General features: G+C 71.7%; 8 protein-coding genes. 6 read left to right on the top strand and 2 right to left on the bottom strand.

What is annotated here, in order from left to right:
- Window positions 1-2,068 (top strand): FAD-linked oxidase C-terminal domain-containing protein (locus QR77_RS15680; protein WP_040022406.1); only part of this gene is annotated, 2,068 nt, incomplete at its 5' end.
- A 110-nt stretch (window positions 2,069-2,178) separates the two neighbouring features.
- Here the strand turns inward: QR77_RS15680 and QR77_RS15675 are convergent.
- Both QR77_RS15675 and QR77_RS15670 read right to left on the bottom strand, forming a co-directional pair.
- Window positions 2,179-3,849 carry an MDR family MFS transporter gene (locus QR77_RS15675; protein WP_052488782.1) on the bottom strand — a complete coding sequence of 557 codons (1,671 nt, stop codon included), beginning with the start codon at window positions 3,847-3,849 and terminating at the stop codon, window positions 2,179-2,181.
- Complete coding sequence (locus QR77_RS15670) at window positions 3,846-4,403, bottom strand: MarR family transcriptional regulator (protein WP_052488781.1); 558 nt, start codon at window positions 4,401-4,403, stop codon at window positions 3,846-3,848. Before QR77_RS15670 ends, QR77_RS15675 begins: the two co-directional genes overlap by 4 nt.
- A 265-nt stretch (window positions 4,404-4,668) precedes the next feature.
- On the opposite strand from QR77_RS15670, the gene QR77_RS15665 reads away from it, so the two are divergent.
- The 5 genes from QR77_RS15665 to QR77_RS15645 all read left to right on the top strand — a co-directional run.
- Window positions 4,669-5,733, top strand: a complete 1,065-nt coding sequence (locus tag QR77_RS15665) for an EamA family transporter (RefSeq protein ID WP_078876713.1) — start codon at window positions 4,669-4,671, stop codon at window positions 5,731-5,733.
- Between the two features lie 80 nt (window positions 5,734-5,813).
- Entirely contained in the window at window positions 5,814-6,629 is an 816-nt protein-coding gene (locus tag QR77_RS15660) for a TIGR03084 family metal-binding protein (RefSeq protein WP_040022403.1), read from the top strand.
- Complete coding sequence (locus QR77_RS15655) at window positions 6,626-8,338, top strand: acyclic terpene utilization AtuA family protein (RefSeq protein WP_040022402.1); 1,713 nt, start codon at window positions 6,626-6,628, stop codon at window positions 8,336-8,338. The genes QR77_RS15660 and QR77_RS15655 overlap by 4 nt, the downstream gene beginning before the upstream one ends.
- On the top strand, window positions 8,335-9,933 hold the full coding sequence (locus tag QR77_RS15650; RefSeq protein WP_040022401.1) for a carboxyl transferase domain-containing protein: 1,599 nt from the start codon (window positions 8,335-8,337) through the stop codon (window positions 9,931-9,933). The genes QR77_RS15655 and QR77_RS15650 overlap by 4 nt, the downstream gene beginning before the upstream one ends.
- 8 nt (window positions 9,934-9,941) lie before the next feature.
- On the top strand, window positions 9,942-11,428 hold a 1,487-nt coding region (locus tag QR77_RS15645), incomplete at its 3' end, for a biotin carboxylase N-terminal domain-containing protein (protein WP_040028033.1).

Here is an 11,428-nt window from a genome sequence, read left to right as displayed (position 1 = left end):
GCTGCCGTACGGCCCGCTGACCGTCGAGGGCATGGCCGAGGATCTCGTACGCGGCGGACACGACCTGCCGCGCGGCGGGGCCTGGCTCTTCGTGGAGGCGGGCGGCGCGACACCGGGCGAGGCGCGCGCCCGCGCCGGGGCCATCCTGCGGGCCTCCGACGCCCTGGACGGCACGGTCGTGGACGACCCGGCCGGGCAGCGGGCACTCTGGCGGGTACGGGAGGACGCGGCCGGGACGGCGACGCGCTCGCCCGACGGCAGCGAGGCGTGGCCGGGCTGGGAGGACTGCGCGGTGCCGCCGGCCAGGCTGGGCACGTATCTGCGGGAGTTCCGGCGGCTGTTGGCCGAGCACGGGCTGCACGGCACGCCGTACGGGCACTTCGGGGACGGCTGTATCCACGTCCGTATCGACTTCGACCTCTCCAGCGAGGACGGGGTGCGCCGCTTCCGGCGCTTCTCCGAGGAGACGGCGGAACTCGTCGTCGCGCACGGCGGATCGCTGTCGGGCGAGCACGGCGACGGGCTGGCGCGCGCCGAGCTGCTGCCGAAGATGTACGGCGACGAACTGGTCGGTCTCTTCAGCCGGTTCAAGGACGTCTGGGACCCGGAGGGCGGTATGAACCCGGGCGTGCTGGCCAGGCCCGCGAAGCTGGACGAGAACCTGCGATTCTCCGTGCTGCCGCGCGAGCGCGTCGAGGTGGAGTTCGGCTACCCGCACGACGGCCCGGACGGGGGAGGGGACTTCTCGGCGGCGGTCCGGCGGTGCGTGGGCGTCGCCAAGTGCCGGGTGGCAGGACCGAACGAGGGCTCGGGGGTGATGTGCCCGTCGTTCCGCGCGACGGGCGAGGAGCAGCACTCGACGCGCGGGCGGGCGCGCCTGCTGCACGAGATGCTCGCGGGCGAAGCGGGCGGAGTCGTCACGGGCGGCTGGCGTTCCACCGAGGTAAGGGACGCACTCGACCTCTGCCTGTCCTGCAAGGGCTGCCGCAGCGACTGCCCGGTGGGCGTCGACATGGCCACGTACAAGGCGGAGTTCCTGCACCACCACTACGAGGGGCGGCGGCGCCCCGCATCCCACTACGCGATGGGGCGGCTGCCGCAGTGGCTGCTGCTCGCGGCGCCCTTCGCGCGGCTGCTCAACGCGGCAGCGCGCGTACGGCTGTTGGCGACGCTCGCGAAGCGGCTCGGCGGGATCGCGCGGGAGCGGACGATCCCGAAACTGGCGCCGCGCACCTTCGACCGGTTGTGGGACGCCGAGTTCAAGGGCACCAGGGGGACCAGGGCCATCGCCGCCACCGAACGCGGCCGGACGGCGATCCTGTGGCCCGACACGTTCACGCAGTATCTGTCGCCGTCGGTCGGAGTGGCAGCGGGCCGGGTGATGAAAGCGGCGGGCATCGGGGTCGTGGCACCGCGCGGCCGGGTGTGCTGCGGTCTGACGTATGTCTCCACGGGCCAACTCGACCAGGCGCGCGCGGTGATGCGCCGGACGCTGGACCGGATGGAGCCGCTCTGCTTCGCGGCGGAGGGCCCGGAGCACGACCTGCCGGTGGTGGTCCTGGAGCCGAGCTGCGCCGCCACGCTCAGGACGGACCTGCCGGAACTGCTGGGCGACGACCCGCGCGCGGCCCGGCTGGCGGCCGCGGTCCGTACGTTCGCCGAGGTGCTGGAGGAGCGCGCCCCGGAGTGGGAACCGCCGAGGCTGGACCGCCCGGTGGCCGGTCAGACGCACTGCCACCAGCACGCCGTACTCGGCGAGGCTGCGGACCGGCGGCTACGCGAACGGGCGGGCCTGACGGGCGAGTTGAGCGGCGGCTGCTGCGGCCTGGCGGGCAACTTCGGTTTCGAGGCGGGCCATTACGACGTATCGGTGGCCTGCGCCGAGGACCAGCTCCTGCCGTCGGTACGCGGGGCAGCCGAGGGGACCGAACTGCTCGCCGACGGGTTCTCCTGCCGGACCCAGCTCGACCAGCTCGGGCCTTACAAGGCGCGGCACTTGGCGGAGGTGCTGGCGGAGGGGCTGGCGTCTTCAGAAGGGGCTCCGGAAGCGGGAGGCCCCGGGAAGTGACGCCAGGTGGCAGGGAGTCAGGGAGTTGACGGCCCCGGAAAGCGCTGAGCGCCGGGGGAGGGACCTGTGACGGTCTTCCCGCGGCGCTCCGGCTCCATGTCGTGCCGTCCTTACTTCGCCTCGCTCTCGGCGGGATCCTTCGTGAAGGCGGCCGCCGTCGTACGCAGCGGGACCTCCTTGATGAAGAAGGCCAGGATGAAGGCGACGACCAGCACCACGGCGCCGACCAGGAAGGCGACCGTGACCGCGTTCGTGAAGCCGACCTTGAAGGGGTGCGCGAGGACCGGGTCGAGGCGGCTCAGGAACGAGGTGTCGTTGAGCGTGCCCGCCGATCCGGAGGACGCCGACTGGAGCGTCTTGAGCTGATCGGGGTGGGCCTTGGCCGCGGCCTGGAACGCCGCTGTGCCCTGTACGTCGGCGAAGGCGGAGGTGATCTTGCTGCCCACGATCGAGTAGACGATCGACAGGAAGACGGCGACACCCGCCGTACCGCCCATCTGCCGGAAGAAGGTGGTGGACGAGGTGGCGACGCCGATGTCGCGCGGCGGTACCGCGTTCTGCATGGCCAGCACGATGGTCTGCATGTTCAGACCCAGCCCGGCGCCGACGACGAACATCGAGATGTCGGTGTAGACGAGACCGGTGTCGGCCTTCAGCCGCCACAGCATGAGCATGCCGATGACGAGCAGTCCGCCACCGATGATCGGGAAGATCTTGTACCGGCCGGTGCGCGAGGTGACCTGACCGGCGACGACCGAGAGCGCCATGATGCCCAGCACCAGCGGGAGGGTCAGCAGACCGGCCTTGGTCGGGGAGTTGCCCTTGACGAGCTGGAGGTAGAGCGGCAGCAGGGTGATGCCACCGAACATGCCGATACCGATGATCATCGACTGGGCGGCCCCGACGGCGAACACACCGTTACGGAAGAGCCGCATCGGCAGCAGCGCGTCGTCGCCGGCGCGGCGCTCGGCGAACAGGAAGCTCACGATGCCGAGTGCGCCGATGACGTAGCAGGCGAGCGAGGAGGTCGAACCCCAGCCCCAGGTCCTGCCCTGTTCGGCGACGATCAGCAGCGGCACCAGCGCGACCACGAGCGAGATGGCGCCGGCGAAGTCGACGCGGTGCTCGCGCCGGTTGTGCTCCAGGTGGAGGACCTTGGCCACAACGATCAGTGCCACAACGCCGATCGGGACGTTGATCAGGAAGATCCAGCGCCAGCCGTCGATGCCGAGCAGGGTGTTCTGGCCCGCCAGCGCACCGCCGACGACCGGGCCCAGCACGCTGGACGTACCGAAGACGGCCATGAAGTAACCCTGGTACTTGGCACGTTCACGCGGCGCGATGATGTCGCCGATGATCGCGAAGGCCAGGGAGAACAGACCGCCGGCGCCTATGCCCTGGAAGGCACGGAACCCGGCGAGCATGTACATCGAGTTGGAGAGGGTGCACAGTGCCGATCCGGTGATGAACACCGCGATGGCGAAGAGGAAGAAGGGCTTGCGTCCGTACTGGTCGGACAGCTTGCCGTACAGCGGGGTGGCGATCGTCGAGGTGATCAGGAACGCGGTGGTCACCCATGCCTGGGCGGTGAGCCCGTTGAGGCTTTCACCGATCTTGTAGATCGCCGTCGAGACGACGGTCTGGTCCAGGGCTGCCAGGAACATCCCGAGCAGCAGACCGGACAGGATCACCATGATCTGCCGGTGGGTGTAACCCGTTCTTGGCGCCTCCCCTGTTGTGCCCGAACCGATATCGGCGGACGCGGCGCTGGTGGAACTCATGCGGAGGTCTCCTCTCGACTCGCCGCCGGACTGAAGTTCTTCCAGTCCTTGGCGGCGAGTACGGTTTTGTACGTTTCGAAATCGTCGATAAATCGCACCAGCAGTCCGGCCAGCCGCTCGCGGTCGTGGTCGTCCCAGTCGTGGAGCATTTCCTCGAAGTGCACGTCGCGTGACCGTGTCCGCTCGGCGACGGCGTGCCGGGCCTTGTCTGTGGCCACCAACTGGCAGGCGCGCCCGTCATCCGCATCGGCGCGGCGCTCGAGGAAGCCGTCACGTACGAGCTGTGCCACGTGACGGCTCACAGTGGAGGGGTCGGACTCGACCAGCTCGGCCAGCTTCTTGACGCGCATGGGTCCCTGTTTGACCAGTACGCCCATCAGGATCTGGACCGACCAGTCGATGTCGTCGCGTGCCCGGTCCAGCAACTGCGCACGGGTACGGATGAACATCCGCATGAGGCGGTCGACGCCCTCGGCGAGTTGCCGGATGGGTTCACGGGCGCCGGACTCCCCGGGTGACGTGCTGTGATCCCCTTCCGGGGGCAGATCGCCCATGCCCACACCTCCCCTGACTTTACCAAACAGTTGCATGTGTCACACAACTATATATCGTCCGAGGGGGTGCGACGGTCGGGGGTGGATGCGCTACGCCGTTCGAGGGGTGAGAGAGTGCATTATCTTGAACTGTCAGTGCGTTCAAGTGGACGATGACGCTCGGGAGGGCCGGAGCGGAGTCGTGCGCAGACATGCGGAGTCTTCCGGAGCCGTGCGGAGTCGTCCGGAAGAGCTGGAGTAGTAGTCGAGAGCGGGGTGGACCGTCATGGAGGAGTCACGCGGCGCCGCGGCGGCGGCCGCCGCCGGTGCGGTCGCGGTGCCGGAGGCCGTGGGGGCGGCGGTCGCTTCGGCGGGTGGTCCGGGTGGTCCGGGTGGTCCGGGTGGTCCGGGTGGTGCCGGTGGTCCTGATCCGGGCGGCTCGGGTGTGCGCTCCCGGAGCGCACTCGGTTCGGTCGCGCTGGTGCTCTCCGGCGGGGTCTCCGTCCAGTTCGGCGCCGCCCTCGCCGTCCTGCTGATGCCGCGCGCCGGGGTTCTCGGCATCGTGTCGCTGCGGCTCGCGCTCGCCGCCGTCGTACTGCTTCTGGCCTGCCGGCCGACCCTGCGCGGGTACCGGCGCTCCGACTGGGGCACGATCCTTGTCTTCGGCGCCGCGATGGCCGCCATGAACTGCCTGTTCTACGAGGCCGTCGACCGCATTCCGCTCGGCGCGGGGGTGACCCTGGAGGTCCTCGGGCCGCTCGTGCTCTCCGTGGTCGCGTCCCGGAGGCTGGTCAGCGTCGTGTGGGCGGTCTGCGCCCTGGGCGGTGTCGTCCTGCTGAGCGGAGGCGGCTTCGACCGGCTCGATCCGCTCGGTACGGTCTTCGGGCTCGGCGCCGGCGCCATGTGGGCCACGTACATCCTCCTCAGCGCCCGCACCGGACGCCGCTTCCCGCAGGCCGACGGGCTGGCGCTCGCCATGGCGGTGGGCGCGGTGCTCGCGCTGCCGCTGGGCATCGTCGACGCGGGGACGAAGATGCTGGTGCCCTCGACGGTCGGGCTGACGCTGGGGGTGGCGGTGATGTCCTCCGTCCTCCCGTACACCTTCGAACTGCTCGCGCTGCGTTCGCTGCCCGCCTCGACGTTCTCCGTACTGATGAGCCTGGAGCCGGCCATAGCGGCGGTGGCCGGGGTGCTCATCCTGCACCAGGTGCTGTCGCTCGTCGACGCTGCGGCGATCACGCTGGTGGTCGTGGCGAGCATGGGGGCGATAGCGACACAGATCGGGATCCGGTCCTGGCGGCGCGAGTCGCGCAGGGCCGCCCGGGCCGAGCGGGGTTTGAGCGGAAAGTAAAGCAAGCATGCTTGCTTGTTTCTACTCCCGCTGCCATGCTCCGGGACACGCACACCGCCGTGTCCCCAGGGAGCGCACCTGTGTCCGACCCCACCGCAGTGCTCGACGATCTCTACGCCGAGAGTGCTGAACTCGACGGGATCGTCAGCGGTTTCGGCCTCGACCGCTGGAGCCTGGCCACCCCCGCGCCCGGGTGGACCGTCGCCCATCAGATAGCCCATCTCACCTGGACCGACGCCGTCGCGCTGCTGGCGGCGACCGACCGGGGCGCCTTCGCCGCCGAGACGGAGAAGGCCGCCGCGCACCCGGACTCCTTCGCCGACGAGGGTGCCGCAGTCGGCGCCGCGCTCCCGCCCGCCGACCTGCTCGCCCGCTGGCGCGACGGCCGCGAGCGGCTCCAACTCGCCCTGCGCGCGGCGGAGCCCGGCGCCCGCTTCCCCTGGTACGGGCCGCCGATGAGCGTCGCCTCGATGGCGACGGCCCGGCTGATGGAGACCTGGGCGCACGGCCAGGACATCGCCGACGCCCTAGGGGTACGGCGCGAGCCGACCACGCGGCTGCGCCATGTGGCCTGGATCGGGGTACGGGCCAGGGACTACGCGTACGCCGTCCGCGGGCTGCGAGCGCCCCCCGAGCAGTTCCGCGTCGAACTGACAGGGCCGGAGGGCGAGTTGTGGACGTACGGCCCCGAGGACGCGGCCCAGCGCCTGACCGGTCCCGCGCTCGACTTCTGCCTGCTCGTGACCCGGCGGGCGCACCGCGCCGACCTGGCCGTGGTGGCGAGCGGCCCCGACGCCGACCACTGGCTGGACATCGCGCAGGCCTTCGCAGGCCCGCCCGGAGCGGGACGCCCACCGAAGACCACCCCAAAGCCGGACCCGGAGGAGGACCGGTGACCTCCGAGATCCTGCGCATCGGCAACGCGTCCGGCTTCTACGGCGACCGCTTCGACGCGCTGCGCGAGATGCTCACCGGCGGCCCGCTCGACGTGCTCACCGGCGACTACCTCGCCGAGCTGACCATGCTCATCCTCGGCAGGGACAGGCTCAAGGCGCCGGACACCGGTTACGCGAAGACCTATCTGCGCCAGTTGGAGGAGGGCCTCGGCCTCGCGCACGAGCGCGGAGTACGGCTGGTCACCAACGCGGGCGGCCTGAACCCCGCCGGACTCGCCGCCGCCATAAGGGACTTGGCCAAGCGCCTCGGCGTACCGGTACGGGTCGCCCATGTCGAGGGCGACGACCTGCTGGCGCGGGGCCCCGGGCCGGGCGGCTGGGGCGAAGGGGTCCTCACCGCCAACGCGTACCTCGGCGGGGCCGGGATCGCCGCCTGCCTGCGCGCCGGGGCCGATGTCGTGGTGACCGGCCGGGTCAGCGACGCCGCCCTGGTCACCGGTCCCGCCGCCGCGCACTTCGGCTGGGGCGCCGAGGATCTCGACGCGCTCGCCGGCGCCGTCGTCGCCGGGCATGTGCTGGAGTGCGGGACGCAGGCGACCGGTGGGAACTACGCCTTCTTCGCCGACCACGACCCCCACCTGCTGCGCCGCCCCGGCTTCCCGATCGCCGAGATCCACCCCGACGGGACCTCGGTCATCACCAAGCACGACGGCACGGGAGGCGTGGTGGGCATCGGCACCGTCACCGCCCAACTCCTGTACGAGACGGGCGGCGCCCGGTACGCGGGCCCCGACGTGACCGCCCGTATCGACACCGCCCGGCTGGCACAGGACGGGCCCGACCGGGTGAGGATCTCCGGGGTACGGGGCGAGGAGCCGCCCCCGACGCTCAAGGTCGGGCTCAACCGGATCGGCGGCTGGCGCAACGAGGTCGTCTTTGTCCTGACCGGCCTCGACATCGAGGCGAAGGCGCGTCTCGTCGAGGAACAGTTGGCGGAGGCCTTCGCCGCCTCCCCTCCGGCTGAGGTCCGTTGGGAGCTGTCCCGGACCGACCGGGCCGACGCCGATACGGAGGAGACGGCGAGCGCCCTGCTGCGGCTCGTGGTGCGCGACAGCGATCCGGCGGCGGTGGGCAGGGTGGTGAGCGGCGCCGCGATCGAGCTGGCGCTCGGCAGCTACCCCGGTTTCCATGTCACTGCGCCACCCGGCAAGGGCGCGCCGTACGGCGTCTTCGAGGCCGCTCACATCGACCGGGCCGATGTGCCGCACACGGCGGTGCTGCCCGACGGCAGCCGCCTGCCGGTGCCCCCTCCCGTACGTACGCGGGCGCTTGAGCCCGTCGCCACCCCCGCCCTGCCCGATCCTGGGCCCCCGGGACCCACCCGCCGGGCGCCGCTCGGCCGTGTCGCCGGAGCCCGCAGCGGCGACAAGGGCGGCGACGCGAACATCGGGGTCTGGGTCAGGACCGACGAGGAGTGGCGCTGGCTCGCGCATGAGCTGACGGTGGAGCGGCTGCGTGAACTCCTCCCGGAGACCGCCCCCTTGCCGGTGACCCGCCATCTGCTGCCCAACCTCCGCGCCCTCAACTTCACGGTCGAGGGCATCCTCGGCGCGGGCGTGGCCGACCGGGCCCGCTTCGACCCGCAGGCCAAGGCGCTCGGCGAGTGGCTGCGCTCCCGGTACACCGACATCCCGGAGGTACTGCTGTGACCGTGTTCCCGTCGGCGCTCGACGTCACCGCCCCCGACTACGCGGCCCACCGCGCGGCGATGCTGGAGAAGCTCGCGCTGCTCGACGCCGAGCACGCCAAGGCGCTCGCGGGCGGCGGCGCCAAGTACGTCGCCCGGCACCGTAAGCGCGGCAAGCTCCTCGCGCGCGAGCGGATCGAGCTGCTGGTGGACCAGGACACCCCGTTCCTGGAGCTGTCGCCGCTCGCCGCCTGGGGCAGCGACTACCCGCTCGGCGCCTCGATGGTGACCGGTATCGGGGTGGTCGAGGGGGTCGAGTGCGTGATCACCGCCAACGACCCGACGGTGCGCGGCGGTTCGTCGAACCCGTGGACGCTGAAGAAGGCGCTGCGCGCCAACGAGATCGCGCGCGCCAACCGTCTGCCGCTCATCAGCCTCGTCGAGTCCGGTGGCGCCGATCTCCCCTCCCAGAAGGAGATCTTCATCCCCGGCGGCGCGCTCTTCCGCGACCTCACGCGCCTCTCGGCGGCCGGAATCCCCACCGTCGCCGTGGTGTTCGGCAACTCGACGGCGGGCGGCGCCTATGTGCCGGGCATGTCCGACCACACCGTGATGATCAAGGAGCGGTCGAAGGTCTTCCTCGGCGGACCGCCGCTGGTGAAGATGGCCACCGGCGAGGAGAGCGACGACGAGTCGCTCGGCGGCGCCGAGATGCACGCGCGCAGGTCCGGACTCGCAGACCACTACGCGATCGACGAGCAGGACGCGCTCCGGCGGGCCCGGCGGATCGTCGCCCGGCTCAACTGGCGCAAGGCGTACGCCGATCCGGGCCCCGCCGAGCCGCCGCTGTACGACCAGGACGAGCTGCTCGGCATCGTCCCGGGCGATCTGAAGATCCCCTTCGACCCCCGTGAGGTCGTGGCGCGGATCGTCGACGGCTCGGACTTCGACGAGTTCAAACCGCTGTACGGGCCGAGCCTGGTGACGGGTTGGGCGCGCCTCCACGGCTTCCCCGTGGGGGTGTTGGCGAACGCGCAGGGAGTGCTGTTCTCGGCGGAGTCGCAGAAGGCGGCGCAGTTCGTCCAACTCGCCAACCAGCGCGACATTCCACTGGTCTTCCTGCACAACACGACCGGCTATGTCGTCGGCAAGGAGTACGAGCAGGGCGGCATCATCAAGCACGGCGCGATGATGATCAACGCGGTGTCGAACTCCACGGTCCCGCATCTCTCGGTGCTGATGGGCGCCTCCTACGGCGCCGGGCACTACGGCATGTGCGGCCGGGCCTACGACCCGCGCTTCCTCTTCGCCTGGCCGAGCGCCAAGTCGGCGGTGATGGGCCCCCAGCAGCTCGCCGGGGTGATGTCGATCGTCGCGCGCGCCTCGGCCGCGGCGAAGGGCGAGGCGTACGACGACGACGGCGACGCGGCGCTGCGCGCCATGGTGGAGCGGCAGATCGAGGCGGAGTCGCTGCCGATGTTCCTGTCCGGGCGGCTGTACGACGACGGGGTCATCGACCCGCGCGACACCCGCACGGTGCTCGGCCTGTGCCTGTCCGCCATCCACACCGCCCCGGTCGAAGGCGCCAGGGGCGGCTTCGGCGTCTTCCGGATGTGAGGGACCTGATGATCGCTTCTGTGCTGGTCGCCAACCGCGGCGAGATCGCCTGCCGCGTCTTCCGCACCTGCCGCGCGCTGGGCATCGAGACGGTCGCGGTGTTCTCCGACCCGGACGCCGGAGCGCTGCACGTCAGGGAGGCCGACTCGGCGGTACGGCTGCCGGGCGCGGCCCCGGCCGACACGTATCTGCGCGGCGACCTGATCGTACGGGCGGCGCTGGCGGCGGGAGCCGACGCCGTGCATCCCGGGTACGGATTCCTGTCCGAGAACGCCGAGTTCGCGCGGGCGGTGCTGGACGCCGGCCTGGTGTGGATCGGTCCGCCGCCCGAGGCCATCGAGGCGATGGCGTCGAAGACGCGCGCCAAGAAGCTGATGGGTGCCGCCGGTGTGCCGCTGCCCGCGCCGCTGGACCCGGCGCGCGTGGGCGGGGCCGACCTGCCGCTGCTGCTGAAGGCGGCGGCCGGGGGCGGCGGCAGAGGCATCCGGATCGTCCGCGAACTCGCGTCTCTTGAGGAGGAGTTGGCGGCGGCATCGGCGGAGGCGATGTCCGCGTTCGGGGAGCGCGAGGTGTTCGCCGAGCCGTACGTGGAGGGCGGCAGGCATGTCGAGGTGCAGGTCCTCTGCGACGCGCACGGGACGGTGTGGGCGCTCGGGACGCGCGACTGCTCGCTGCAACGCAGGCACCAGAAGGTGATCGAGGAGTCCCCGGCGCCGAACCTCCCCGACGAGCTGCGTACGACGCTGCGCGACGCCGCCGTGGCCGCGGCGCGCGCGGTCGGCTACCGGGGGGCCGGCACCGTCGAGTTCCTCGTATCGGCCGAAGGACACCCGTACTTCCTGGAGATGAACACCCGCCTCCAGGTCGAACACCCGGTCACCGAGGAGGTGTTCGGCGGCCTGGACCTGGTGGCGCTGCAACTGCTCGTCGCCCAGGGCGATCCACTGCCGCCACGGCCACCGGAGGAGCGCGGCCACGCCGTCGAGGCACGGCTGTACGCGGAGGACCCGGCGGCCCACTGGGCGCCGCAGACGGGCGTGCTGCACCGGCTGGAGATCCCGGGCGGGGGCGCGGACACCCGTACGGCACCTGGGGCGGCACCCGGATCGGCACCCGGAGTTTCCGCCCCGCGCCTCCGCGTCGACACCGGCTACACGCACGGCGACACCATCGGCATCCACTACGACCCCATGCTCGCCAAGGTCATCGCCTGGGCGCCCACCCGCGCCGAAGCACTCCGGCTCCTGCGGGGCGCGCTGCGCCGGGCCAGGATCCACGGCCCGGTCACCAACCGGGAGTTGCTCGTACGCTCCCTGGACCACCCGGACGTGCGATCGGGCCGGCCCGACACCGGCTTCTACGACCGGCACCTCGCCGCGCTCACCGAACCGGCCCCCGGTGAGGCATCCGGCGAGCGGTACGCGGCCCTCGCCGCCGCCCTCGCCGCCGCGGCCTCGCGGCGCGGCGACGGGACCGTACCCGGCCGCCTCGGCGG

Origin of the sequence: Streptomyces sp. 150FB (genome assembly GCF_000818195.1) — a bacterium.
Classification (GTDB): domain Bacteria; phylum Actinomycetota; class Actinomycetes; order Streptomycetales; family Streptomycetaceae; genus Streptomyces.
The sequence above is the reverse complement of the archived record's forward strand: the minus strand, read 5'-3'. Positions and strand labels throughout refer to the sequence as shown.

Bases quoted from the DNA above. Each gene is read 5' to 3' on its own strand.
- QR77_RS15675 (WP_052488782.1), bottom strand. From the start codon at position 3,849: ATGAGTTCCACCAGCGCCGCGTCCGCCGATATCGGTTCGGGCACAACA.
- QR77_RS15670 (WP_052488781.1), bottom strand. From the start codon at position 4,403: ATGGGCGATCTGCCCCCGGAAGGGGATCACAGCACGTCACCCGGGGAG.
- QR77_RS15665 (WP_078876713.1), top strand. From the start codon at position 4,669: ATGGAGGAGTCACGCGGCGCCGCGGCGGCGGCCGCCGCCGGTGCGGTC.